Annotated in this window: 18 protein-coding genes; 12 read left to right on the forward strand and 6 right to left on the reverse strand. The window is 54.0% G+C overall.

What is annotated here, in order from left to right; translation table 11 throughout:
• Positions 1 to 115 precede the first annotated feature (115 nt).
• Positions 116 to 2,170 (forward strand): NAD-dependent DNA ligase LigA, encoded by a 2,055-nt coding sequence (ligA, locus tag GSQ94_RS05960; RefSeq protein ID WP_158942428.1) that lies wholly within the window; start codon positions 116 to 118, stop codon positions 2,168 to 2,170.
• On the opposite strand, the gene GSQ94_RS05965 is transcribed toward ligA, so the two are convergent.
• Positions 2,167 to 3,543: a glucoamylase family protein gene (locus GSQ94_RS05965; RefSeq protein ID WP_158942430.1), complete on the reverse strand. Its 1,377-nt coding sequence runs from the start codon at positions 3,541 to 3,543 to the stop codon at positions 2,167 to 2,169. The two genes, ligA and GSQ94_RS05965, sit on opposite strands and share 4 nt — an antisense overlap.
• Before the next feature lie 409 nt (positions 3,544 to 3,952).
• Here GSQ94_RS05965 and fusA point away from each other — a divergent pair, with 409 nt between their 5' ends.
• The 11 genes from fusA to GSQ94_RS06020 all read left to right on the forward strand — a co-directional run bounded on the left by fusA (position 3,953) and on the right by GSQ94_RS06020 (position 20,139).
• Positions 3,953 to 6,103 (forward strand): elongation factor G, encoded by a 2,151-nt coding sequence (gene fusA / locus GSQ94_RS05970; protein ID WP_158942432.1) that lies wholly within the window; start codon positions 3,953 to 3,955, stop codon positions 6,101 to 6,103.
• A gap of 60 nt (positions 6,104 to 6,163) precedes the next feature.
• Positions 6,164 to 6,952 carry a CPBP family intramembrane glutamic endopeptidase gene (locus GSQ94_RS05975; RefSeq protein ID WP_254063674.1) on the forward strand — a complete coding sequence of 263 codons (789 nt, stop codon included), beginning with the start codon at positions 6,164 to 6,166 and terminating at the stop codon, positions 6,950 to 6,952.
• 391 nt (positions 6,953 to 7,343) lie between these two features.
• Entirely contained in the window at positions 7,344 to 8,231 is an 888-nt protein-coding gene (locus GSQ94_RS05980) for a Ku protein (protein WP_158942434.1), read from the forward strand.
• A 6-nt stretch (positions 8,232 to 8,237) separates the two neighbouring features.
• Complete coding sequence (ligD, locus tag GSQ94_RS05985) at positions 8,238 to 11,033, forward strand: DNA ligase D (RefSeq protein WP_158942436.1); 2,796 nt, start codon at positions 8,238 to 8,240, stop codon at positions 11,031 to 11,033.
• A 122-nt stretch (positions 11,034 to 11,155) separates the two neighbouring features.
• The gene (locus GSQ94_RS05990; protein ID WP_158942438.1) at positions 11,156 to 12,415 is read left to right on the forward strand and encodes an efflux RND transporter periplasmic adaptor subunit; all 1,260 of its coding nucleotides are present in this window, start codon (positions 11,156 to 11,158) and stop codon (positions 12,413 to 12,415) included.
• Between the two features lie 38 nt (positions 12,416 to 12,453).
• On the forward strand, positions 12,454 to 13,176 hold the full coding sequence (locus GSQ94_RS05995; protein WP_158942440.1) for an ABC transporter ATP-binding protein: 723 nt from the start codon (positions 12,454 to 12,456) through the stop codon (positions 13,174 to 13,176).
• A gap of 491 nt (positions 13,177 to 13,667) precedes the next feature.
• The gene (locus GSQ94_RS06000) at positions 13,668 to 14,375 is read left to right on the forward strand and encodes an ABC transporter ATP-binding protein (protein ID WP_158942442.1); all 708 of its coding nucleotides are present in this window, start codon (positions 13,668 to 13,670) and stop codon (positions 14,373 to 14,375) included.
• A 152-nt stretch (positions 14,376 to 14,527) separates the two neighbouring features.
• A complete protein-coding gene (locus GSQ94_RS06005) occupies positions 14,528 to 16,285 on the forward strand; it encodes a TolC family protein (protein WP_371417452.1) in 1,758 nt (585 codons plus the stop codon).
• A gap of 19 nt (positions 16,286 to 16,304) precedes the next feature.
• On the forward strand, positions 16,305 to 17,708 hold the full coding sequence (locus GSQ94_RS06010; protein ID WP_158942447.1) for a sigma-54 dependent transcriptional regulator: 1,404 nt from the start codon (positions 16,305 to 16,307) through the stop codon (positions 17,706 to 17,708).
• Positions 17,709 to 17,790: 82 nt separating this feature from the next.
• Positions 17,791 to 19,122: a PAS domain-containing sensor histidine kinase gene (locus GSQ94_RS06015; protein ID WP_254063675.1), complete on the forward strand. Its 1,332-nt coding sequence runs from the start codon at positions 17,791 to 17,793 to the stop codon at positions 19,120 to 19,122.
• Positions 19,123 to 19,281: 159 nt separating this feature from the next.
• Entirely contained in the window at positions 19,282 to 20,139 is an 858-nt protein-coding gene (locus tag GSQ94_RS06020) for a DUF1003 domain-containing protein (protein ID WP_158942451.1), read from the forward strand.
• A 26-nt stretch (positions 20,140 to 20,165) separates the two neighbouring features.
• Here GSQ94_RS06020 and GSQ94_RS06025 read toward each other — a convergent pair whose 3' ends face one another.
• The 5 genes from GSQ94_RS06025 to crtI are packed head-to-tail and all read right to left on the reverse strand — an operon-like array spanning position 20,166 to position 26,739.
• Positions 20,166 to 21,302 carry a glycosyltransferase family 2 protein gene (locus GSQ94_RS06025; RefSeq protein ID WP_158942453.1) on the reverse strand — a complete coding sequence of 379 codons (1,137 nt, stop codon included), beginning with the start codon at positions 21,300 to 21,302 and terminating at the stop codon, positions 20,166 to 20,168.
• Complete coding sequence (locus GSQ94_RS06030) at positions 21,299 to 22,093, reverse strand: lysophospholipid acyltransferase family protein (RefSeq protein WP_158942455.1); 795 nt, start codon at positions 22,091 to 22,093, stop codon at positions 21,299 to 21,301. The genes GSQ94_RS06025 and GSQ94_RS06030 overlap by 4 nt, the downstream gene beginning before the upstream one ends.
• Positions 22,094 to 22,116: 23 nt before the next feature.
• Entirely contained in the window at positions 22,117 to 23,652 is a 1,536-nt protein-coding gene (locus tag GSQ94_RS06035) for an NAD(P)/FAD-dependent oxidoreductase (RefSeq protein ID WP_158942456.1), read from the reverse strand.
• 1 nt (position 23,653) lies between these two features.
• Positions 23,654 to 25,174 carry an aldehyde dehydrogenase family protein gene (locus GSQ94_RS06040; protein ID WP_254063676.1) on the reverse strand — a complete coding sequence of 507 codons (1,521 nt, stop codon included), beginning with the start codon at positions 25,172 to 25,174 and terminating at the stop codon, positions 23,654 to 23,656.
• A 2-nt stretch (positions 25,175 to 25,176) separates the two neighbouring features.
• A complete protein-coding gene (gene crtI, locus GSQ94_RS06045) occupies positions 25,177 to 26,739 on the reverse strand; it encodes a phytoene desaturase family protein (RefSeq protein WP_158942460.1) in 1,563 nt (520 codons plus the stop codon).
• Positions 26,740 to 26,840 lie beyond the last annotated feature (101 nt).

The following is a 26,840-nucleotide window of genomic DNA, read 5'->3' on the forward strand; positions in this document are numbered from 1 at the left end:
ACTGTGAGATGCACAATTGGCAGAAGTAGAGAGAGGGCCCTGGTGGTCGAGCCGAGGCTGCCCCAACGCTATGGCCTAACCAGCAGAACACGCGGCTCTCTCTATAATTCTGGCTATGGCTTCAGCCCTTTCACCTCACCAAGAGATACAGGAACTCCGCGACCAGCTTCGTCACCATGAATATCTGTATTACGTTGAAGACTCGCCAGAGCTAACCGACGCGCAGTACGACGCTCTGATGAACCGGCTGAAGAGGCTGGAAGAGAAGCATCCGGAGCTTGTGGCTGCGGACTCTCCTTCACAGCGCGTGGGAGGGAAACCGAAAGACGGATTTGTGAAGATGCCGCACTCGCGGCCGATGCTTTCGCTCGATAACGCCTACAACGAAGAGGAGCTAAGGGCATGGGACCAGAGAGTGCGAGACGCCCTCCCGAGTACAGAGTCGGTTCGGTATGTTTGTGAGCTGAAGTTGGATGGGTTGTCGCTGGCGCTGCAATATAGTCCGGGTGCGCATGGCACGGCACATCTGGAGCGGGGGCTTACGCGCGGAGATGGGTCAATCGGTGAGGATGTAACGAGCAATGTGCGGACGATCCGGTCGGTACCGCTGAGTATTTCGGTGGAGAAGTTGAAGGCGGCGGGATTGCCGCAGAGCTTTGAGGTGCGGGGTGAGGTGGTTCTGCCGCAATCGGCTTTTGTAAAGCTGAATGAAGAGAGAGAGGCTGCGGGCCAAGCCCCAGCGGCAAATCCTCGGAATGCGGCAGCCGGAACGATACGAACGCTTGAGCCGAATATCGTCGCTCAGAGGCGGCTGGATTTTTACGCCTACTTTTTACTGCGGGACGGAGAGTTTTTGCTACCGCAGCAATCGACGACGCTGGACGCTCTGAAGACCTCGGGCTTTCGTGTGAACAAGTATGCGAAGACGCTGAAGAGTATCGATGAAGTGGTGACGTTTATTGCTGATGCAGAGCCGTTGCGCGATACGCTGGGATATGAGATCGACGGTGTTGTGATCAAGGTGGATGCAACGGCGCAGCAGAGGCGACTCGGGTTTACAGGTAAAGCTCCCCGATGGGCGATTGCGTATAAGTTTGCAGCTCGCGCAGGCATCACTAAGTTGGAGGATGTGCTATTTCAAGTGGGGCGAACGGGAAAGGTAACCCCGGTCGCTGCGCTTGCCCCGGTCTCGATTGGAGGGACAACGGTCACGCGTGCCACCCTGCATAATGCGGATGAGATCGCGCGCCTGGGAGTCCGTCTTGGGGATTACGTCCAGGTGGAGCGGGGGGGTGACGTTATTCCAAAGATCGTGGAGGTTGTGGACGATAAGACTCATCCGCGAGGGACGACGGAGATTGTGTTTCCTAAGCTGTGTCCGGAGTGCGGAAGTGCATTGGTGCGGGCAGATGGCGAGGTCGACTGGCGATGCGTCAATGCAAGCTGTCCGGCGCGGGTACGAGAGGAGCTGTTGCACTTCGCGGCGCGGAGCGTGATGAACATCGAGGGATTAGGCGATGCGATGGTGGCGCAGCTGCTTGTAGCAGGATATGTGAAGGGGATCGCTGATCTTTATTGGCTAACAAAGCAGCAGCTGCTGAAATTGGAGAGGGTTGGAGATAAGTCGGCCCAGGCCCTGCTGGATGAGATCGAAGGGTCGAAGTCAGCCTCATTGGCACGAGTTCTACTTGGGCTTGGACTGCGCTTTGTGGGAGAGCGGACGGCGCAGCTTCTGGCAGCGCACTTTGGATCGATGGATGCCCTGATGGCTGCGAGCGCCGAGGAATTGGAGGCGGTGAATGAGGTGGGACCGCGAGTGTCACAGGCGATTCTGGAGTTCTTTGGCGAGGCGAAGAATAAGGAACTCGTTGAAAGGCTGAGGGCTGCCGGGCTGACTTTCACTGCGGAAAAGCGGACTACCACTACGACGTTGGATGGACTGACTTTTGTGCTGACCGGGACACTGCCAAATCTTACGCGAGAGTCGGCGAAGGAGAAGATTGAGTCTGCGGGAGGGCGCGTCTCGGGGAGTGTCAGTAAGAAGACGAGCTATGTGGTGGCCGGGGAGGAGGCGGGTTCGAAGCTGGATAGGGCGAATTCGCTGGGGGTGGCGGTGCTTGACGAGGCTGGGTTACTGAAGTTGCTGGAAAAAGAATCACCTACGGGCTAAGTTTTGGCAGGCTGCTGTGGCATCTGGTGTGTGGTAGCTTGCCTACTGCTGTGGAAGCCGCAGGCCTTCATGGCTGCCCCGGCTTCCGGATTCTGCATGAAGGTGTCCCATATGAAGGCACTGCGGAGATTTTCCGCCATGAGTACGCTGATGCCCAGATCGATACCGAGTACGTCTGGGTCATACCAGTGGAGTTCCGGGTGGAAGGAGTCACAGAAGCCGTAGCGACCCCATGCATCCTTGCCAAAGTTGTCCCGGAGCGCACGAAGGACGCGAACGCAGTCGCGGGGTAGGAAGGGAAGCGAACCGGCTGTGGCGCAGGGGACGACGGAACCATCGACCGGGCCCATCAGGGGGGGGCCTCCCCATGCGGTATAACCGTGCTCCCAGTCAGAGGCGGATACGCCCCAGTAGTCGTCGGTATAACCGCGCTTCAGGCCGAGGCAGAAGGCTTTATGAGCGCGAGTCGCGATGATTGAGTTGGCGAAGTAGTCCGCGTAGGTGTCGCGCTTTCCTGCGAAGTCGAACCAGGCGTGGGAGTATTGGTGGACGAAGAGAGGATCGCGCCCGCTGATGTAAGAGTAAGGGCTGAAAGTCACCGGAGGGCGGGTAAAGGCGCTCCAGGAGTCGGGGGAGATGGGGTGGGTGGGCGAGCCGATGGCGAGGAGGTAGAGCATCATCAGTTCGCTGTAGTGGTCCCAACGAGTCGAGATGAAGCCGATCTCCGGGTGCCATCCCATGGAGAAGGTCTTGCCTCCATTGAGCATCCAGGGCCAGTCGACGCGATTGTAAAGTTGCGTGGCGAGGGATGTGATCTTTGAGTCGTTGAAGTAGGCGCGAGCAGTAAGGACACCGCACAGAAGGATAGCCGTATCGATAGAAGAGACCTCGACGTTGATAAGAGGTTTGCCGGTTTTGACGTCGTTAAAGTGGTAGAAGAAGCCGTGTTCGTTCGGCATCTTGTTGAGATGGAAGTCGAGAGTAGCTATGACTTGTTTTTTGATGCGATCAGTTGTGAGATAGCCACGTTTGTCGGAGATGCAAAGAGCGCTGAGTCCAAATCCGGTAGCGGCGATGCTGGAGGCAAATTGAGTATCGAGTTCTCCCGTCGAAGTTTTGTTCTTCGCACGGTCGAGAACTTGCCCACTGGCAGGGTCGGCCTGCTCAGAGAAGTAGAGGCAGCCGGCACGCTCCATCTCTTCAAGGAAGAGGAGATCCTCATCACTCAGAAGTCTGGAATAGGCTGGCTGGGGAGGGGTTGCTTGTTGTGCCGTAAGCGTAGAGGTTGCGAAACCTGAAAGAATAGCTCCGCCAAGGAGCTTCGTCGCGCTGCGTCGAGTAATTTTAGGCGGAGTCGAGGCGCTTATGCTCATTCTCTCTATCGTACGTTTTTGCCAGAAGAGTAGACTCCCCGGGCGCTGTGAATCGTGTGAAAGTAACGCAAACGTTGTAGTTTCTGCCGAAATTTAGAGAAACTGAACATCCCAATCGTGTTGGTTAGATGCCGCAGTTGGTGATGTCGTTGCTGATATCTACCTTCTTCCAATGCCGGCCTGGGATTTCTTCCATGGAGAGTTCTCTAGCGAAAATACAGACAGGAAGCGGGACGCGGTTTGTGATAGCATCCCTGCTCCTCGAGATACCAGCCCTTGAAGGAGCTGAACTCGATGGCTTAAGATAGCCGCCCCTACTTTCGGGATGATGCGAGCGATAGCCAGTTTTCAGGAGATCATTTGTAACCGATGGAGATTTATCAATTCAGATCGTCAAGGAGAGTCTGATATGAAGGTCTACGTGGGAGAGAATATTCGCAATGTGGCGGTCGTGGGTCACGCGCATAGCGGGAAGACAACGTTGATCTGCGCGATGCTGCATGCCGCGAAGATGACGATGACGCGAGGCCGGGTCGAGGACGGATCGGCGGTGACGGCGTATGACGAAGAAGAGGTGGCGCGTCGGACGACGATGTCGAATGCGGTGGCATTTGCAGAGTGGAGCGGCATCAAGGTCAACCTGATCGATACTCCTGGGTTTCATATGTTTGTGCATGAGACGCGTGCGGCGATGCTGCCGGTGGAGGTGGCACTCGTGGTGGTGAATGCGCAGACGGGAGCTGAGGCTGTTACGGATCGAGTGTGGAAGTATGCTGCGGAGGTGAACCTGCCGCGTGTGCTGGTGATCAACCAAGTGGACCATCCCAAGGCAGATAGTAGATTGGGACGGCAACATATGATTGAACTGTTGCAGGAGAAGTGGGGACGGCAAGTGGTGCCGGTGCAGTTGCCTATCGTAGATCAACATGGATTTCATGGAGTGGTGGATCTGGTGACGATGAAAGCCTACTTCTATAAACCGGATGGGGATGGCAGGGGCGAGGTCGGTGTGATTCCTGAGATTCTAAAGGCAGACTCGAAGACCGCACACGAGGCTCTGGTGGAGCTTGTAGCTGAGGGGAAAGACGAGCTGCTTGAGGAGTTCTTTCGCGAAGGGACGATTCCGGAAGAGCATCTGATCGTGGCGCTCCATGAGGCTATTCGCGAGGACAGGATCTTTCCTGTGCTGTATGTGAGCGGGTTGAGGAATGTAGGGACAGATCACCTGCTGGACTTCCTCAAGGTTTATGCGCCGGCGCCGACAGAGAGAGAGCCGGTGGCGACGCGAGGGATTCTGCATACGACTGCATCGGAAGTGAATGGTGGGACGGTTGATCAGGACGAGATTGTGATGCGCAAGGTTGATGACAAGGAGCCGCTGGCGCTCTATGTCTATAAAACAATGACCGATCCATTCGCAGGCAGGATCTCGTTCTTCAAGGTAGTGAGCGGGATGATGACGACCGATAAGACGGTGCAGAACTTCACCCGCCATGAGCCGGAGCGGCTCTCGCACCTTTCGATCATGCAGGGCCGAAAGGCAGTGGAGGTGCAGGAGCTGCATGCAGGAGATATTGGCGCTGTAGCCAAACTACGCGTGACACTGACAGGCGACACGCTCGGTGACAAGGCGCACGAAGTTTACCTGGAGCCGGTTCCGATGCCTGAGCCGGCGATTACTTATGCTATCGAACCGAAGTCGCGCGCGGATGAAGACAAGCTTGGGCCTGCTCTGCATAAGGTGATGGAAGACGATCCAATGGTAAAGTTCTTTCGCGATAAGCAGACGAATGAATTCCTGGTGGCGGGTGCTGGACAACAGCATATCGAGGCTGTGGTATCGAAGCTGAAGCGGCGCTATCACACGGACGTGACGTTGAAGGCACCAAAGATCCCATATCGGGAGACGGTTTTGGGACGAGCGGAAGGACAGGGGCGGTACAAGAAACAGACCGGGGGCCATGGGCAATACGGAGACTGCACGGTTCGTATCGAAGCGATGCCACGGGGAAGTGGGGTTGTGTTTGGGAATGAGATCTTCGGAGGAGCGATACCGAGACAGTATGTGCCGGCGGTTGAGAAGGGCGTTCGGGAGTCGGCAGCGCGTGGGTTTCTGGCGGGATATCCGGTGGTGGATCTGAAGGTAACTGTGTTCGATGGTAGCTATCACGATGTTGACTCGAGCGAAATGTCGTTCAAGATGGCGGCGCGGCTGGCGTTTCGTAAGTGCATGGAGCAGGCGAAGCCGGTGCTGCTGGAGCCAGTGATGAAGGTAGAGATCGAAGCACCGGATGATTTTGCGGGGGCGCTCCTTGGCGATCTCAACGGGCGCCGCGGACGAGTGCAGGGCATGGAGAGTGGCGGCGCGGGGACTACGGTGAGAGCCGAGGTGCCCATGGCCGAGATGCTGAACTACGGGACGACGCTGACCTCGATCACGCAGGGGCGGGGGAGCTTTCGTATGGAGATGGATCACTATGAGGTGGTGCCCGCGATGCTGGCGCAGAAGATTTTGGCGAGCGCGAAGCAGCCTGCTGATGACGGTGCAGAGGATTCGTAAGCTGTCAGAGGGCTCGACGGGCTAGTATAAAAGCTCGGTGAATTTTTCGGATCAAGTTCTATGAGTTCCAGTATAGCAAGTGCATTGGATTTCGCCGGAGCAGTGGGCCACAGTCCTGCCGGCTGGCGACGCCGCGCGATGCTCGATTTGATCGTAGGCTATGCACTGATTCTGATAGTGATCTGGACGCCAGTGCCGCTGCGGACTTTTCTTTATTTCGTTACGCTTGGCTGGATCGCATACTCAACTTGGACTTCCTTTAGCAGCTGGGATGCAATGGGGGTGCGGCTCGGAGGGTTCTTTCGTTCGATCTGGGTCGTGGGGGTCACACTTTGTCTTGTGGCTGCTGCCGTGATCTTTGCCGCGCGGGAGCACACGTTGCATGCGCCTCACAGTGTATCGAGGCTGGTGCACGGATTCTGGGGCTATGCTGTCTGGTCGTTCTTTCAACAATTTTTGCTAAACGATTTTGTTTTGCAGCGATTATTGAGGCTGACCAAAGACCGTCGGGTTGCGGTGATGGGTTCTGCAGGACTGTTTGCGTTGGCGCATCTGCCGAATCCGGTGCTGACGGCAATGACTCTGGTGTGGGGTGTGGTGGGGTGTCTTATTTTTCTGCGTTATCGCAACCTGTTTACGCTGGGTATGTCTCATGCCATTCTTGGAATCTGCGTTGCGGTGACTTTGCCCGCATCGGTGCAGCACAACATGAGAGTGGGGCTGGGGTACCTGAGATACCAGCCTCATGTGCTGCGTCACCTGAACCAGATAAGCCATAGGGTGTCGACGGTTGCATTGGTGGTGGCTGATGCTCCGACGCAGACAGTTCTGCCCCGTGCTCTCCCGTAGAAGACGCCTGCAATGCCGGCGAGCAGAACATAGTGCCAGAGCATTGAAAGCGAACGAATGCCAATGGAGGGTAGTGTGGGCAAACTAACAAGAAGATAAAGAAAGATTAGGGTGCTGGTATCAGGAGGCGGATGAAGGTGGCAAAGATCGGACACGCTAACGAAGTGTTCAGCGAAGAAGGCAGCAGACAGAATGGAATTAGTGCGTGGGCAGTTGCTAAAAGGTTGGGTAAGGTGAACATCCGCTGCGCTTCAGTACAGGTGTTTTATGTGTGAGTAATGGCTTGATTGAGTCGGCTGCTGCGTCTTAGGGCTTGTATTCGCGGGCTTTCTAGTGATACAAGCATCTTCCGGGCCCTTGTTTGCTTCCAATCAGACTGGAGAATTCCCTTATGGCACGTCCGTATTGGTCAGGTCAGATACAGATTTCGCTCGTTTCTTTTGGCGTAAAACTCTTTACGGCGACAGAATCGAAGAGTGAGGTTCGCTTTCATCAGCTTAGCCGAAAGACCGGCGAGCGGATTAAACACCAGAAGGTCTCCGGCGATGAGGGTAAGGTGGAAAGCTCTGACATCGTGAAGGGGTACGAGTACCGCAAAGGCGAGTACATCACGATTGAACCGGAGGAGATTGAACAGATTCGAATTCCTTCCAAGCACACCCTCGAGGTGACACAGTTTGTCGATCTGGACGAGCTTGCCCCCGAGTTCTTCGAGAAACCTTACTTCGTTGTTCCTGAGAATGATGTGCAGGCAGAGGCGTTCGCGGTGGTTCGTAAGGCTTTACAAACGACAAAGAAGATTGCGCTGGGCAAGATCGCATTTAGCGGCCGCGAACACCTCGTTGCGGTATCTGCCGGAACTGACGACAAGTTGCCAGGCATGATGGCTTACACAATGCGATACAGCGAGGAGCTACGCAAGCCGAAGGAGTTCTTCGAAGATATTAAGAAAGTGGCTGTGGACGAGGATCAGCTTTCGCTGGCGAAGGAGTTGATCAAGCGCAAGGCATCGAAGTTTGATCCAGAGAAGTTCAAGGATGAGTACGAAACGGCGTTGCGCGAGATGATTGAGGCGAAGGTGAAGCATGCCCCGATCTCACAAGAGGAGCCAGCGCCGATGTCAGGCAAGGTTGTTAATTTGATGGATGCGCTGCGAAAGAGTGTACAGGGTGACGAGGCAGTTGCAGGTAAGAAGAAGGCGCCAGCAACCGCGGCAGCTCAAAAGGGGATTGAGTTGGTGAAGCCCGCGAAGGCACATAAGCCGCGCAAATCGGCGTAATCAGTCATGGCTGTGAAGAAGAGAGCTAAGTCGAAGTCTTCAACGTCGGCGGCAGATGCAGTCGACGAGCAGCTTGGTCTCTACCAGTCGATGCGGGATTTCGAAATTACCGGAGAGCCGAGCGGTTCGGCGAAGAAGAGATTCTTTAACGATCAACCACTTCCTTTTGTGATCCAGAAGCATGCAGCAACGCGGCTTCATTACGATTTCAGACTTGGGTGGAATGGGGTGTTGAAGAGCTGGGCAGTGGCGAAGGGGCCGAGCTACTTTACTGGAGACAAGCGGCTCGCGGTGCAGGTGGAGGATCATCCGATCGACTATGGCGGCTTCGAAGGAATTATCCCTAAAGGTCAATATGGCGGCGGTACTGTGATGGTGTGGGATCAGGGGACGTGGGAGCCGCAAGCGGGGCACACTGATGTGGATATGTGGCTAAGAACAGGCTCGCTGAAGTTCGTCCTGCATGGCACCAAGATGAAGGGCAAGTGGGCTCTGATTCGGATGGGTGGCAAGGCTGCGAATGAGAGTAAGCCGAACTGGCTGCTGATCAAGGAGCACGATGACTTTGAGCGGACGAAGGACGATGCAGCTGTAACGGATGAAGAGCCGAATAGCGTGGTTACGGGACGCAGTCTCGATGAAATTGCTCGTAATGAAGATCATGTATGGAATTCCAAGGAGACCGCGAAAGGGAACGCGTGGTATCGCAAAGACGCGGGAGCGGCGAGAGAGAACAAAGTAGTTGCGGAAAAAGTTTCGATCGATAAAACCACTAGAGCTCGCAAGACGAAGGGCGTAACGAACCGTTTGACGGTGCCAATAGATGTGCCCATGGAGAGCCTTCCTGAATTTATTAAGCCGGAGTTGGCGTTGCAGGCGACGGCGCCGCCGAGTGGTGCCGGATGGTTGCATGAGCTGAAGCTTGATGGTTATCGGATTCAAGCTCGCAAAGATGGAGAGAAGGTTCAGCTGCTGACAAGGACCGGGCTTGATTGGACACACCGAATGAAGACGATTGCGGCACTCGTTGACGCGCTACCAGTTGAAAGGGCAATTCTTGATGGCGAGGTTGTTGTGCTGGCTGAGAACGGGACGACGAGCTTTGCCGATTTGCAGGCGGCGTTTCAAGAGGGCGTGAAGAAACCACTCAGCTATTTTGTCTTCGATCTGCTGCACCTCAACGGTCATAACCTGCGTGGGCTTCCGCTCGTTGAGAGAAAGAGTCTGCTCGCGACCCTTCTTGAGGGTGGCGGCGAGTTTCTACACCTGAGCGAGCATCTTGAGTCGGACGGCGTGGCGATCTTTGAAAAGGCGTGTGACCTGCACGCGGAGGGAATTGTCTCCAAACGCGCTGCCAGCAGGTATTCGAGTGGAAGAGGCGGGAGCTGGCTAAAGGTGAAGTGCATCCATGAGCAGGAGTTTGTTATAGGTGGGTTTACTCTGCCATCGAATGGAACCCATGGAGTGGGGGCGTTGCTGCTGGGGTACTACGACGGTGAGAAACTGATCTATGCGGGGCGCACCGGAACTGGTTTTACGCAGAAGACCCATCGTGTTCTTCGGAACCAGCTTGAAGAGCTGCGGCAAAAGGAGATCCCGTTTGAGAGGCCACCCGCGGAGGCGCGAAGGGGGGCGATCTGGGTGAAACCGGATTTGGTAGCGCAAGTCAACTTTGCAACCTGGACTGCGGATGACCTGGTTCGACAGGCCTCCTTCAAAGGATTGCGGGAGGATAAACCTGCCCGCGAGGTTCGGAGAGAAGAGCTGACCGTTACAGTGCGGGCGCGTGAAGCCAAGAGTGCTTCACACTCCGCATCTGCAGCCCTTGCGGCGAAGACTACTGCCTCGAAAGCAGCCGTTAAACAAGCGAAGATCGTGAAGGCTGCAAAAAAAACAGTTTCGGACCATGCTCCGGCGCGGCTGACGCATCCTGGAAAAATTCTCGACACGGAGACGCAGCTTACGAAGCAGCAACTGGCCGATTATTACTGGGCGGTTGCATCGCAGATGTTGCCACACATTGAGGGTCGTCCCCTGTCTTTGGTACGCTGCCCAGAAGGAAGCGAGAAGCCATGCTTCTACCAAAAGCATGTGAATCACCTGCTACCGCCGGGGATCACCTCAGTCGATGTACCAGACAAGAAAACGGGAAAGATGGAACCGTACATTACACTTTCAACGGCCGAGGCGCTCGCTGGTTTGGCCCAGATAGGAGTTCTTGAAGTGCATCCGTGGGGATCGCGCAATGACGACCTCGAGCATCCGGACCGGATCATCATCGATCTTGATCCGGATGCCCCTATCTCGTGGCCGCGACTCGCAGAGAGTGCAGCAGAGGTCCGCAAGGCGTTCAAGGCTCTTGGACTGGAGAGTTTTTTGAAGAGTACAGGAGGGAAGGGACTGCACGTAGTCGTGCCATTTGTGCCGGAGTACGACTGGTCGGTGATCAAACAGTTTGCCCATGAGGTGGTATTGAAGATGGAAAAAATTCAGCCTGAGCTGTATCTGACAAAGATGAGCAAGGCGGCGCGAAAGGGGCGGATATTTCTCGATTATTTAAGGAATGAGAGGGGCGCGACGGCGGTGGCCGCCTTCTCTCCACGAGCCCGCACAGGTGCAGCGGTTTCGCTTCCGCTCGATTGGATCGATCTGAAGTTGACGGAGCGGCCGATGGCTCATGTTGCGGATTTTGAATATTGGAAGAGCAGGCTTACTCGCGATCCGTGGAAACAGCTTTTGAAATCGCGACAACGGATTACGCCGACGATTCTGGAAACCTTCAAGATAACGGCTTCAAAGTAGAAAAGGATGTCCAATAACGGACAGTTTGTTTCAATTACGGACGTGATGCTTTTTTGGGGCCATCTAACTCGCTGAAAACAGGTAGATAAAGTTGGCCTTGTGCTTGCAATACATAGGCTGCAATGGACATCTCTAGGCCGGATATAAAAAAGAATAAGATACGTCGGCAGTGGATTGCAGCTGGTGGCTCCCTCGTAGTGCTTGCAGGGATTGCATTTTTTGTGACTCGACTAAAGCCAGCTGCGCCCGAAGTGGATCGGGCGACTGTATGGACTGACGTGGTAAAGCGCGGCCCCTTGCTGCGCCAGGTACGAGGTCCGGGGTCTCTTGTCCCTCGAGAAGACAAGATTCGACTTATCCCATCTGAGACTGAGGCTACAGTTGTGCGGATTCGCGTGCTGCCCGGTGCGAAGGTTGAACCGGACACGATTTTGATGGACCTTGTCGATCCTCAGCTGCAGCAGGAGTTACTGGATGCGCAGCTGCAGATGAAAGGGGCACAGGCGGACTACATCAATACGCGTGCCAAGGTGCAGAGTGATCTGATGGATCAAAAAGCCGCGGCCGCTACTGTGGGTGCGGATCATAACCAGGCTCAGTTACAGGCGCAGACAGATAAGTCCCTGTTTGATCTGGGTGTGATCAGTGGGCTGACCTATAGCGCTTCGAAGGGGAAGGCCGATGAGCTGACGACACGCAACGATCTGGAGAAGCAGCGACTGACTCTGAACGAGAAGACGATCGAGACGCAGCTCGCCGTACAGCAGACTAAGGTGGATCAGGCAAAAGCTCTCCTGGGGTTGAAGCAAAGGCAGCTGGATGCGCTGAGTGTGAAGGCTGGGATCAGCGGAGTGTTGGCTGAGCTGCAGCATCAGGTAGGCGAACACGTTGCACCTGGAACTACGTTGGCAAAGGTCGTCCAGTTGGATCAGCTCAAGGCAAGCCTGAAGATTGCCGAGACGCAGGCACGGGATATTCAGATCGGACAGCCCGCCGAAGTTGATACTCATAACGGCGTGATCAACGGTAAGGTAATGCGCATTGACCCGGCGGTATTGAACGGAACGGTGACAGTTGACGTAGAGCTTGCAGGCGCCTTGCCGCAGGGGGCGCGACCGGACTTGAGTGTTGATGGAACGATCGATCTAGATCGAATGACAGATGTGTTGTATGTCGGCAGGCCAGCGTTCGGAAACGAGAACAGTACGATCAGTCTCTTCAAGGTCGCTCCTGAGGGGAAGACTGCGGTAAGAGTTCCGGTGAAGGTAGGACGCGCCTCAGTAAACAGCATTCAGGTGCTGGAAGGGCTTCAAGAAGGAGATACGGTGATTCTCTCGGACATGAGTCGGTGGGATAATACGGATCGAATTCGGTTGAACTAGATACGGCCAGACGATAGTCAGACAAAGGAGAGCGAGAGATGGCAACAACGGAGACGATGATTCAGATCGAGGATTTGAAAAAGATCTTTTACACGGATGAGATTGAGACTCATGCTTTATCCGGTGTGCATTTGAACATCAACCGGGGAGAGTATGTTGCAATGTCAGGCCCGTCAGGGTGTGGGAAGTCCACGCTGTTGTCGATTATTGGTTTACTGGATACACCGACGGGCGGCCGGTACACGTTGAACGGTAAAGAGGTCGCGAATCTGAACTTCGCGGATCGCTCCAGAATTCGAAATCAGGAGATTGGGTTTATCTTTCAGAGCTTCAATCTGATCGGAGACCTGACGGTTGCGGAAAATGTGGAGCTGCCCCTGACCTATCGTGCGGGGATGCCAGCAACAGAGCGTAAGAAGCGAGTGCAGGAGTCCTTGGAGCGGGTCAATATGGCGCACAGGATGCGGCATTATCCAGCGCAGCTCTCAGGTGGGCAGCAGCAAAGGGTTGCAGTGGCACGGGCTCTGGCAGGTTCGCCTTCGATCCTGTTAGCCGATGAGCCGACCGGAAATCTTGACTCGAAGAATGGCGAGGCCGTGATGAAGTTGCTGCAGGAGTTGCACGCTGAGGGTGCGACGATTTGCATGGTGACGCACGATCCAAGATTTGCAGCGCACGCGGAGCGCCAAGTGCACTTGTTCGACGGGAAGGTTGTAGCGGAGGGCGAGCTGAATCGGTTGTTAGCGGAGGTAGAGGGATGATGACGCTGCTTGAGGACGTGAGATTGCTCTTGCGTCATTGGTGCGACGCGCTCGGATCTAGCACCGCGGGGAACGTTGTACCCGTAGTTGTACTGGGCATCTTGTTGAATGCGTTAGCCCTCAGTACGGTTGAGAGCATATGGACGACAAAAGAGCGGCCTGCCAGCCGTAAGACGGCGCTCCGCAGTGCAGCTCGGGCTGAATTGAAGGTCATGCGAAACGTAGTGTCTTCGGCGGTTAGGACGGTCAGCAGAGGTCAGCGCGGATGGTGTGTAGCGAGCACCTGGGTCGACGGCCTTTCTTCGGGATTGCGAAGTGCGGGCACCGCGGTAGAGCAGATAAAAGGGCTCAATGAGTTTTGGGTCTCGAAAAGCATGGGGCTGTCAGCTCTGATAGGAACCGAGAGATTGAGCAGATGAAATGGGGGATGCAAGTGTGCGGTACTGCGGCTAAAGATGAACAGAAAGATGCATTTGAAGACGGAGCGGAGAATGATTGAGTTAAAGAACCTGGAACGGAGCTACAAGACGGGTCACACTGAGACGTGGGTGCTACGGCGCATTCATCTCAATATTCGTGAAGGCGAATTTGTAACCGTCATGGGTCCTTCTGGAGCAGGCAAGTCTTCGCTTTTAAATGTGTTGGCTATGCTGGATGATCAGTGGAAGGGTGAGTTTTATTTTGCCGGTGAGGCAGTCCATTCGATGAATCGCAAGCAGAGGGCGGAGTTGGCTCGGCGACGAGTCGGAATGGTGTTTCAGAGCTATCACTTACTGGACGATCTCACGGTGGCGGAAAATATTGATCTCCCCTTGTCCTATAAAGATATTCCCAGGCCGGAGCGGCAGGCTTTAGTTGCGGATACGCTGGATCGGTTCAATATTGTTGGGAAGAAAGATCTGTTTCCCAATCAGCTATCGGGAGGACAACAGCAACTGGTAGGAATTGCCCGGGCCGTCATCCATAGGCCCGATCTGCTGCTTGCTGATGAGCCGACGGGAAACCTGCATTCGGAGCAGGCAAAAGAGATTATGCAACTGTTTCGCAAGTTAAATGAAGAGGGCACTACAGTGGTTCAAGTGACACACTCCGAGCAAAATGCGGAGTACGGAACGCGAACAATTGAACTGCGAGATGGGTGGTTTGCCCGTGACACGGCGGCCTTGGCGACGAGTGAAAGCGCGGGGGTGCGGGCATGAGGAGGAGTCTTTCTCTGCTTCGCAGCTTCGGCATGATGATATTGCTGGAGTTACCCTTAGTTGCTCAGGTGCAACAAGCTGTCGGGATTCAAGGTGTACCCGCGTCTCCACAGGCCGCATTGCGTCTCGATATACCGCACTCAGATAATCCCTTGAACACCTACCGGGCCTCGCTGGTGCCTCGTCCGAATCTGGCGAACTCGTCGCGGATCGATTCCTTGGTAAAGGATGGCATTCTCGAATTAAGTTTGAAGGATGCGATTTCACTGGCTCTTGAGAATAACCTCGATATTGCGATCGCTCGCTACAACATTCCGATCGCAGCGGCTGATGTTTTACGCACGCAGGCCGGCGGATCGTTTCGCGGAGTCAATACGGGTGTCGTGCAAAATACACCCGGGGGCGGCGTAGGAGGTTTCGGTTCGGGGTCAAGTGGGGCTGGCGCGGGAGGAACGTCAGGTGGTGCAGGAGGTGCGGGATCTGGAGCGTCTGGGCTCGTCTCATCCACGCTTGGTACGGGAACGAACGTCTCCTCGTATGATCCTGCGATATCGGGAACCTTCAGCATTGAACATTATGCGGAGCCGCTATCGAATACGATTGTCTATGGAGTGCCGACGTTGCAACAAAATACGACGACTGGAAATATAGGCTATTCGCAGGCATTTCCGACTGGAACCAGTATTTCGGCAGTTTTCGATAATAATCGCGGAACGACGAACAGCCCGGAAAGTTTTTTAAACCCTACTCTAAACACCTACTACCACTTTGCATTTCAACAGCAACTATTAGCCGGTTTCGGCCTTGGACCTAACCTGAGATTCTTGCGGATCGCCAAGAATAATCAGCGCATTTCTGACGTAGCTTTCAAGCTGCAGGTTGTGACGACTGTGACGCAGATTGCGAATATGTACTGGGATCTGGTAGCCGCCTACGAAGATGAGGGCGTCAAGAATAGGTCTCTTGAGTTTGCCCGCCAAGCACTCGAAAGCGGACGCAAACAGCTTGCACTTCAGGCGATTCCTGCAATGGACGTTATGAAAGACGAGGCAGAGGAAGCAAGCCGCGAACAAGATCTGACGATTGCAAAGACGACACTACAGTTTCAAGAGCTATTGATAAAAAATGCGCTTACCAAGAACCTCGACGATCCCATCCTTGAGGCGATGCCGGTACGACCGGTGGATCAAAGCACGATGACGGATGTTAGCTCACAAGGCCCTACGGAGGACATGGCCGCGCGAGCTTTGAAGGACAGGCTAGAGCTGGGTGAGTCGGACATTGATCTTGAAAACCGTCGCCTAAGTCGGGATGCAGCCCGCAATGCTCTTTTACCGACAGTTGCTTTGACGGCGTATTACGGCGGTTCGGGATTGGCCGGATTACAGAATCCCGCGTCGGGCACAATCTCGACCTCTCCTCTTGACTATGGAGGAGCGCTTAGAACTGCGTTCAACAATAGCGCTCCCGATTATTATGTTGGTTTGACCGTGAACGTGCCGCTGCGAAATAGGGTAGCGAAGTCCGATCAGTACCGCGCAGAGCTTGAGACGAGGCAGTCGGAGCTTAGGTTGCAGCAGTTGAAGAAGCAGATTCGTATTGAAGTACGAAACGCCCAATATGCGCTCGAACAAAGTGAGGCGCGGGTGCTTTCAGCTCGTAAAGGTCGCGATCTGGCGCAGAAGACGTTTGATATAACAGCTAAAGAGCAGGAGTTAGGGGCGGGATCAAACTACCAGACGCTCACTGCGCGCCGTGATCTAGCGGCCGCGGAATCCACTCTGGTTGCCGCTATGACTGCATATCAAAAGGCTAAGATCGAGGTAGATCGCGCAGTCGGGTCAACGCTGGAGGCAAATGATATTTCGATAGAATCAGCGAAGCTGGGTATTGTCCCGAGCGGGCAGTAGTGCGCAGAAGCAGGTCATAATGTTGGCGGAGCAGATTGGTAAGGACGCGTTGGGTATAGAAGAGAGAGAGTTGTCATACAAACTCCTGATCGCCGATGACCAGCCACATATTCTAGAGGCGCTACGCCTGCTGTTGAAGCCGGAGGGCTACCGGTTGGAGATGGTGCGGACTCCTGCGCTGGCGCTTGATGCACTTGCGCATGAGAGCTTCGATGGCGTACTCATTGATCTGAACTATACCCGAGATACGACCTCGGGACAGGAAGGGTTGGATCTTGTGGCTCGGGTTAGAGAGATTGACGCGCAGCTGCCGGTCGTGGTGATGACGGCGTGGGGAAATATCGATCTTGCAGTGGAGGCAATGCGCCGTGGTGCTGGAGACTTCATCCAGAAGCCTTGGGAGAACGCGCGGCTGCTAAGTGTTCTTCGGACACAGATGGAGCTGTATCGAAGCCAGAATAAGATGCGATGGTTGGAAGCCGAAAATCGCATCTTGCGGGCTTCGGGTACTCCGGATTTTATTGCTTCGGCGTCGTCTATGCGTCCAGTGCTGGAGATGATGGCGCGAGTAGGTCCGTCAGATGCTAACGTCTTGATTACAGGTGAACACGGTACGGGCAAGGAGGTTGTGGCGCAGACGCTGCATCGTTTATCGACGCGTGCGGAGCGAATATTGGTGGCGGTGAATACTGGAGCTTTGCCGGAGGGGACTTTCGAGAGCGAGCTGTTCGGGCATGTCAAAGGAGCTTTTACCGATGCTCGTGCGGACCGTATTGGCCGCTTCGAACTAGCGAGTGGAGGGACGCTTTTTCTGGATGAGATCGCGAATATTCCAGTGCGACAGCAAGCGAAATTGCTACGTGTCCTGGAAACCGGAGAACTGGAGCGCGTGGGGTCTTCAAAGACACAGAAGGTAGATGTGCGAATGCTCTCGGCGACCAATGCCGATCTGCGTGCGGAGTGTGCGGCCGGACGATTCCGAGAGGATCTGCTTTTTCGGCTCAACACTGTAGAGATCAGCCTCCCCCCATTGCGGGAACGACGTGAGGATATTCCCGCGCTGGCGGCCCACTTTATAGCGCGCTACGCTACCCGTTATCGCAGGCCCATTCAAGGACTGGAGTCGGCTGCGCTTCAAATGATGTTGCAATATGGTTGGCCGGGCAATGTACGCGAACTTGACCATACTACAGAACGAGCTGTCCTTATGGCGCGGGGAGAACGGATTGAGGCGGCAGATCTAGGTTTGAATACACATCGGGGTGCTGTGCAGAGCATGGACGATATGAGCCTGGAGGCTGTGGAGGCTATTCTGATTCGTAAGGCGCTTGCTCGTGCAGGTGGTAATGTGAGCCACGCTGCGGATGCTCTTGGGTTGAGCAGAGGAGCGCTCTACCGTCGCATCGAAAAATATGGTCTCTGAAGATCCATCAGATTCGCCCGCAGAGTCACCAAGTACTAGCCCAAAACGGACCCGCGTACCGCTGGGCAGGTCAGCGCGCCGGGTGAGTTTTGAAAAGAGGCTACGTTTGTGGCTTTACCTTCCCGGTTTGCCCATGGCGCTTCTTAGCTGGCTTGTGATGAGGCAACACTCGACAGAAGTCTTTTTTCAAGCGATCGTGCTGATCTGTCTAGTTCTCATTTGGGTCTTTGCGGTCTCTGTGGTGATGGAACAGATCATTCGTCCTTTGCAGACCCTCGCAAATGTTGTAGCGGCTTTAAGGGAGGACGATTTCTCTTTCAGAGCACGAGGCGGTAGGAGAAATGATGCGATGGGAGATCTAGCACTCGAGGTCAATCGACTTGCCGGAATGCTGCAGGGGCAGCGTGCAGGCGCCTTAGAAGCCGTGGCGTTAGCTGAGCGTGTGATGGAGTCTATGAAATCGCCGGTGTTGGCGTTTGATCCTGAAGGCCGATTGAAGTTATTGAACGCAGCCGGCGAGCGAGCTTTCGGATTACAGGTTCGGATGGGACCTGATCAGCCTGTTGCAGAGCTTAATCTAGAGCAGTTGCTTAGGGCGGCGGATGACGACGTAATTACGCTGGGCAATGGACAGAAGTCGGTTCGATGGGTGGTGAAGAGGACAAATTTTCGGCTGCGTGGTATTCCTCATATTCTGTTCGTACTATCGGACGTCAGTGTTGCATTACGCGAGGAGGAGCGGCTTGCATGGGAGAGATTGATTCGTGTCTTGGGGCACGAGATCAATAACTCTCTGACACCTATCAAATCAATTGCAGGAAGCTTGCGGGCCCGAGTTTCTGCGTTGAATGATAGGCTGGAGGAAATCGCCGATTTCGAGCGCGGTCTTGAGGTCATCGAAAATCGCTCCGAGTCACTCAATCGCTTTTTGCAAGCCTATCGTCAATTGATGGGACTACCAGCACCGAAACTGGCATCGGTGTCGATAGCAGCTTTAGCGCAGAGAGTTGCACAATTGGAGAGACGAGTCGCCGTGACATTAGAAGGAGCGGCAGATGTGATAGTGCAAGCAGATGCGGATCACATCGAACAAGCTTTAATCAACCTAGTACGCAATGCGGCGGATGCGACGTTGAGTCCCGATGTACTTGATGGGGAGGATCCTTACGTAGAGATTATGTGGGAGGTCACCGATACAGAGGTTGTTATCGCAATATTAGATAACGGCCCGGGATTGACTAACGCAGGTAATCTTTTTGTTCCGTTTTATACGACGAAACCTGGTGGAACTGGAGTGGGGTTGGTTCTGGCACAGCAAATAGCACAGGCTCATCGAGGTTCTGTCCAATTGGCTAATCGCACAGATGGTCATCATGGGTGCAAGGCTGATCTCCGATTGCCTCTTGCTGGATAGCTCCGATGTTTTTCGGTTCCGGAACCGCGAAATTCATCTGCTAAAACCAAGCAGAACCTCGTCTGCTCTTTTTTACTCTTTTAATGTTGAAGATCAAAGATGGCGTGCGAAACTCCTGTTCGCCGTGCAAAATAGCAGAGGATCAAGACGAGGTGAACCATGGCTTGTGAAGCGGAAGAACTGCGGCAGATACCGCTCTTTGCCCTACTCGACGATGAAGAGATTGCGGTTTTGGCTGCACAGGTGGAGATTAGAAAGTTCGCTCCGCGCCAACGGATCTACAAGCTGGGAGAACCAGGAAAACATGCCTATGTGATGATGTCAGGCATCGTCCGGGTGACGACTGTGGATCAAGATCATCAGGAGGTACTGGTAGACGAACCACGTGACGGCGAGTTTTTCGGTTTCGCCTCGATGCTTGAAGATACACCCCATCAAACTACCGCACTTGCCATGGAAGAGACGACCTGTGTCGAGGTAAGCCGAGACGATATCGTCGCTCTGGTACAACAGAAGCCAATGGCAGGAATGGATATGCTGACGGTTGTAAGCCGTCAATTTCACGCTTCCCAGCAACTAGTTCGGCTTCGAGCTAGCCGCAATTCAAACGATGTCATTGAAGAAGAGATGAGTTTTGGAGACCGGATCGCCGACTCCGTTGCGAGATTCGGAGGATCTTGGACGTTCATTATTCTGTTCGGAGCCGTACTCCTCGCCTATACCGCGGTGAACGTCATTTTGAGGGGTAGAGCATGGGACCCCTATCCCTTCATCTTGCTCAATTTATTTCTTTCCATGCTAGCCGCCATACAGGCGCCGGTCATTATGATGAGCCAAAATCGTCAGGACACAAAAGATCGGGTACGAGGCGAGCTGGACTACGATGTGAACCTTCGCGCCGAAGCGGAGATTCAAACCCTATCGAGCAAGTTGAATCTTCTTAACGAAAAAATCGGAGATGTCGATGATCTGTTGCGAGAGCAACTAAAGATGAGCGGAGATTCAAACCGGGTTTAGGGGAGAGCGGATAGGTCCACAGTTAACTATTCTCCTGCGTACGACCTCTCTTTCCATCTGACTGCGCCGCCCATGAGCTTACGTGCGAAGGAATGCCATTGCACAGCAAGAAGAAGTACCATGCCTGCTGGATGCAGCAAAGCGCTACGCCAATCCTGCCGAAACCGTCCGACAGCCAGAACGCGAGGTAGCCATGCACCAACTATGCCGATCAGGACGTAGACGAATACAGGAGTTGTGAAAGCGCGGGTTTGCCAAAGCCAGATGGCAACACCAAAGGGCAGTATCTGCCCCATGACGAAAAGAATGCTGATCGGTACAATTCTCACTGGAGCAGCCAGACCCTCAGTTGCATTTTTGGCCAATCCTTGCCATACCTGGCGAGCGTTTCGGTACATCCTGCATGTGGCGAGTTCTGTCAGATCGGCAAGATCCGTTTTGTAGCCGCACTGACGAAACCTCTTGGGAAGAAGGAGACCATCGTGCATGGTGCTACGAATCTTGGAGTGGCCGCAGGCTACGAAATACGCGTCGCGTCGCGCCAGGATGAATTGCCCGCAGCCCGCTGCGAAGGCAGGATCGGTCCCATTTCGCATCCGCATGATGGGAAGAAATCCGAGCAGTACGAAGTGAATCATAGGCAAAAGCATCCACTCGAGCCACGTCTCGGTGATCTGTCGTGGAAAACCGCTGACAAGCGCTGCATCCCCGCGGGTCAGGAATGCGGCCATTCGGCTGAGTGCATCTGCTTTGAGTTTTACATCGGCATCGATGAAACAGAGCAGCTCGCACTTTGCGCTCTTGGCCAGAGCCCAGCACGCATGCTGCTTTCCGTTCCATCCTGCCGGTAGTATTGGAGCTTGTTCGAGCCTTACACGAGGATCTTTCAGTGCTTGAGCAGAGACGATCTCTGACGTACGGTCGGTAGAACCGTCGTCCATCACAATCAATTCAAAGAGAACTTCTGTATTTGTCAGAATACTTTCTATGGCAGCCCCGATCGATTCCTCTTCGTTGCGCGCAGGGATCAGGACAGATATCGCTGGCAAAAGAAGGTCGTTTGCTGCCCCTGGCGGCAGATAGCGTCGTAGGTTTACGCAGAAAAGGACAGCAGGTGAGAGCGCGCACAGCATCATCGCTAGGGCAAAGGCTTCGAGTATCATTTGGTACCTTCCCGCATTCTGGTCCCTTCTTGAACTACCGTGTGCTCAGGGCGATAGGTCTGTGGCTGGAATCCAGCTCTCATTCTTCGCCACAGTGCATAGAAGCCTCCCGTCCCGGCAGTTCCACGGGCGAGTGTCGTGAAGGCGGTTGCTCTGCGGGTTATAGCCAGAGCCTGTAAGTGTCTCATCGCTGCTTCGAGCGCTGTGATCAGTCGCTCTTCAATTGCTGCTTCGCTGTCGCCAGGGACAACTGAAACTGCATCACCAAAATGGAGTAATGTTTCGGGCAGTCGCTCGTCCCAGAATGGATACTCGATTGCCAATGGAAGCAGATTGCATGATCCCGTCCGTACTGCTAACGCCGCAAGGCCAGGTTTGAACTGAAGAGGTCGCTCTCGTGGATCCGAAAACCGACCCTGCGGGGTAACCCAAAGCACACCACCGCTCGCCAACACGGCAAGACCTGTTCGTAGAAACTGCACCGCGCCACGTGCCGTCTTCATCTCGATGGGGAAGAGTCCCAAACGCTTAAGGATCGGATATCTTTCGAGAGCCTCTGCATCCATGGGCGCATAATGTTTTCTCTCAGCCATCAGCTCCTCGGCGAGAAGTATTGAGACCATTGGATCCCACCAAGAGGTGTGATTGGCATAGACGATTAGAGGTTTGCCATCGTGCGTGAATCTCGAAGCTCCGCTGATGCGTACTGCGTGGAAGTGCCGGCGAAAGTATCCGCTTACGATTCTCCGAAAGAATCTGAGCATCGGGAGCGAAATTGTGGGAGTGTTCATGAGGTTCGTGGCACAAGCCTACATTAAACTCGCGCATCCTGATCCAGGCAGTCGGCGGCGATCCATCCTGACATCATAACCATAGGCATACCCGGACCAGGATGGGCAGCTCCGCCTGCAAGATACATCCCTTTTACTTCTCTGCTGCGGTTCGCCGGTTTGAAAGCCCCTTGAAAGATTCCGTGGCTGGAGATCCCATAGATGGCTCCATTTAGTACACGGTAGCGCTCATGAATATCTTGCGGTGTTAGTGCGGATTCGAAGACGATTCGATCTTCGATATCTTCCATGCCGGCGGTACGCTTCAGCTTGTCCAGGATGACCTGTCGATAGGGGGGAAACATATTCTTCCAGTCGTGATGAGGTCGGAGGTAGGGGGTGTGCACTAGGACGTACAAAGCTTCCCCACCCGCAGGTGCGGAAGTTGGATCGGTGGATGCCGTTGCAGCGAGATAACAGGTTGGATCGGGTGCGGGCTCGCCAAGATCATAGATGTGATGAAATTCTTCGTGAGCATCTCTTGAAAAGACAAAGTCGTGATGGGCAAAATGTTCGTACCTCTTATTTAAACCGAGATAGAGCACGACCCCACTACATGCGGGTTCATAACTGCGTTTGTGATCGAAGGTTCGAGCTGCTGCTCCGCCAACGAGCTCACGATGGGTGCGGACAGCATCTGAGTTTGAGATGACTGCATCAAACCGATGCTCGATGCCACGCGTTGTGACGAGTCCTGTAACAACGCCGCCGGGAGCTCCTCCGTGGGTCGGATTGTTGGTGAGGATCTGTGAGATACCTGTATCTGTGTGGAAGATAACTCCGAGCTCTTTTGCCAGCTTGATGAGTGCCTCAGGTATAGCGCGAGTCCCCCCAATCGGATACCAGATTCCCTCCTCCATCTGCATATGACCAATGGCGCAAAGGATAGCGGGAGATGCGTCAGGCGAGCTGCCGACGTATTGGACGAAGTGATCCAGCATCTGTGCTGTGTTGGGGTCTGGGATGAACTCTCGAATTGTGCCGGCGACAGTCTTGCCAAGCCGCATTCGCATCACGTCTTTTAGCACGCTAATGTCGAAAGCTCCGCCTATATCCATGGTGTCTTTCATGGAGCCAATCGATCGCCAAAAAAAGAACCGGTCACTGATCGAGTGAAGTTGTTTCGAAGTCTCAAGAAATTTCAGATAGCCGGCACCCATCAAAGGCCAAAGGGCGTCCAATGACGCAGCCATCTCCTGTGGATCATCCTTTAGATCCATTCGTTTGCCATCATCGAAGAAGCATCTCCATTGTGGGTCGAGCCGCACCATAGTTATGTAATCACTTAGTTTGCGATTGGCTTCGTGGAAGATCTTTTCCACCACTGAAGGCTGAATCAAAATTGTCGGTCCCATGTCGAACCGGAAACCTTTTTCGCAGAGTTGGGCTGCCTTACCTCCTAGCCAGGGATTCTTCTCAAAGACTGAGACACTATGTCCACGTGCCGCCAGCGTGCAAGCTGCGGCCAGCCCAGCAAGGCCCGAACCCACGACGCCAACTTTTTTCTTAGACTCCGCCATCTCAATGATCCCCTTGACCCTTCAATTTCCGTGCTGTTGCGAGTGCTTGCCGTAGGCCATGAAGTCGATCCCGCCACTTGCCGCCGTAGGCTGCACGGATTGTGCCGGTGAATAAGCTTTGGTGCATTTCGGTGGTTGGCTCATAGTGACTATTGTTTGCACTTTTGCGCACCGCTAATGTCTTTATGGCTGTCATTTCCAGCAGACCTTCCGCACCTTGGGTTACACCAAATCCGCTTTGACGACGGCCGCCAAATGGGATGCGTGGATCTGCCGTAGGCACGATAAGGTCATTGATTAGGACTGTCCCGACGATCATCTTCGATGCGAGTGCTCTTGCTTCGCGCTCGTCACCGAAGATAGAAACGGTGAGAGCAAAACGGCAGCTTTCCTGTACGGCCAATACTCCTCCTTCGCCCTCGACCGGCAGCAACATCAGTACCGGGGCAAAGATGTCTGCGTTCGCGATCTCCATCGAAGGGTTGGCGCCGACTATGAGGATTGGCTGCAATCTTTCAGCGTGTAGCTCTCCCAATACTTTGCCCCCTAATGCCTTTGCTTCCTCTACCAGCGCTGTCAGTTGTTGTCTCGCATTTAGTGGAATTGTTATCCCAGGAGTGTCTAAAAATGCCTGTTGCAATTGAGAGACAAGCAGCGCACGTCTTTTTTCCTCTAGATTGACAAGCAGAATACGACGCGGGGCCATGCAGGTTGCTGATCCGTTGAGGCGCATTCCAAACGTGAGGGCTTTGATAACCTGTGACAAATTTGCCGATGGAAGGACCACTACTGCATCGCACCCTGACGACTCTATTACGCAGGGCGTCAGGGTCTCTGCAAGTTGATGGAGGAGTGCGCGTCCAGTATTCGTAGAGCCAGTGAAGAAGACCTTATCGACTCCTTCGACTATCTCATTCTTCGCTGCATCTACGGATTCATCGGTCACGCGCAGGAGGTTCTCCGGTAGTCCTGCTTCCTTCATGGTGTAGGCAAAGAGCTGAGCGATCGGAGCACCACCGATTCCCGGCTTCCAGATGACAGAGTTTCCCGCAGCGAGAGCTTGCAGCACCTGGACTCCGGGTAAGTAGAGAGGGTAGTTAGAGGGTGCGATTACGAGAATTTTTCCAAAAGGAACACGATGAACTTCGCTATGGATGCTGCCCAACCATAACGGAAGTCCTCGACGTCCAAGATGCCGAGCTCTCAGAATCTTCGCTGCTTGTCGCTCTAAAAAGCGTGCCGCCGCTAGGAGTGGCAGTAGTTCCGCAGCTAGAGTATCCGCATGATTTCGCGCAAGGTTAGACGTAACTGCCGTGCAAAATTGATCAGTCCTCTCTGCTATAGCGTGACGGGTAGCCTTAATGACTTTGAGGCGCTCCACGACCGGCGTGGCTGCCCAAGTTGTCTGCGTTTCGCTCAAGTGGATCCTCAAACCATCAGCATCATAACGTTCCCGATGGTGAGCGGATGTCGGGGATCCGATTGCCGTTGGGTTTGTGTTGCCTTTTATCGCCGCTCGCATTTCTAGGATGTGACTCCGACCAACTCGTCTTGCGATATTGGTCGAGATATTTCAACGTTGGTCTCCCAATGAGGCTCGATTCCGAGATCTTCTAGCAAAAGTCGGGAAGAAATCCTTGCCGACTCAAAGATTACAGGCAGCCCACTGCCGGGATGAGTGCCTCCGCCAACCAGATACATTTGCTCAATGTCAGTGAAACGGTTTTGTGGTCGAAGATGGAGCATCTGGTCGAGCGAATGAGCCATGCTGAAGGTAGCACCTTTGTAAAGGTTAAATTCGTCATGCCATCCAGTCGGCGTCATGATTCGCTCAGTCCGAATGCGACGTTCAACATTTGTGACGCCAATCTTCTCCAACTGCTTTAGCGCAAGGGCACGGTATCGCGGCGCTTCCGTAACCCAGTTCACCTTCGAAGTCTCGTGTGTGACCGGAAGAAGTACGTACAAAGTACTGTGGTGAGGCGGGGCAAGGGTGTTGTCCGTCACTCCTGCATTCTGCACGTAAAACGAGGGGTTATTTGAGAGTTGGTGCACGGTCTCGATGTCGCGTAGGTTTTCCTTGTAGTTCTCAGCTAAATAGATTGTGTGGTGAGAAAGATTCTCATAACTTCCTTCTATTCCGAGATACATCATGAAGGTGGAACAGGAGTATTTTTTGCTCGCGATGGTCTTATCGCTCCACCGCTTTCGCAGATGGTTGGGCACCATTTTGTTCATGGCTCCAGCAAAGTCTGCGTTGACGACGACAGCGTCGCATGGGAGGGTTCGAGTTGATGTTTTGACGCCGATTGCTCTGCCATTATCAACTATGATTCGGTCGACTGGCTCATTGAGAAGAATCTTGACGCCCATCTCAGTTGCTATCCTTGCCATCGCTCTGGTTACAGCTCCACAGCCACCGATTGGATGAAAGACACCATGCTCGTACTCGAGAAACGAAAGTATGGAGAATAGGCTTGGGCACCGGAACGGAGACATTCCGAGGTACTTTGACTGGAAGCTAAAGCCTAGCCGAATTCGTTCATCCTTGAAGTGAGACTGGAGATCCTGATCTAGAGATTTCCAGGGCGCCAGCAAGGGAAGAAGCTTCAACATCTCCGGCTTTGCCAGATCCTTCCAACTCTGAAAAGGAGACTGCAGGCAGGGGAGAAATTTTTTCAGTTTTGCCCTGTTGTGCACGATGAAGCTATTGAATTGCTTTGCATCTGCGGGGGAGATGGCGGCGATTGCCTGCTCCATCCGGGCAACATCCGGGGTAGCAAGAAGCTCTCCGCCAGCTCCGAAGACGAGTCGGTATTGGGGATCGAGTCGAGCCATTGGAACCTCGATATCTAGGTCATAGCCCGCAGCCGCAAAGATCTCTCTTAGAACCTTTGGATATAGAAAGAAGGTAGGGCCGATGTCAAAGTTGAAGCCATCCTGCGTGAGTGTCGAAGTTCGGCCGCCAACCTGACCGCGCGCTTCAACGATGGTAACTTTAACTCCGGATTTGGCTAACAACATGGCCGCTGCTAGTCCACCGGGACCTGCTCCAACGATTACTACGCTATGAGATTGTTTCTTCATTGAGTCATTTCGCCTATTGATGCGCTTCCTTGCCCCGCGACAATCGCTTATTTATCTTTGATGATTTATGAAGAGCCTTTCGAATCCTTTTTCCTTACATT

Origin of the sequence: Granulicella sp. S190 (genome assembly GCF_009766095.1) — a bacterium.
GTDB lineage: Bacteria > Acidobacteriota > Terriglobia > Terriglobales > Acidobacteriaceae > Edaphobacter.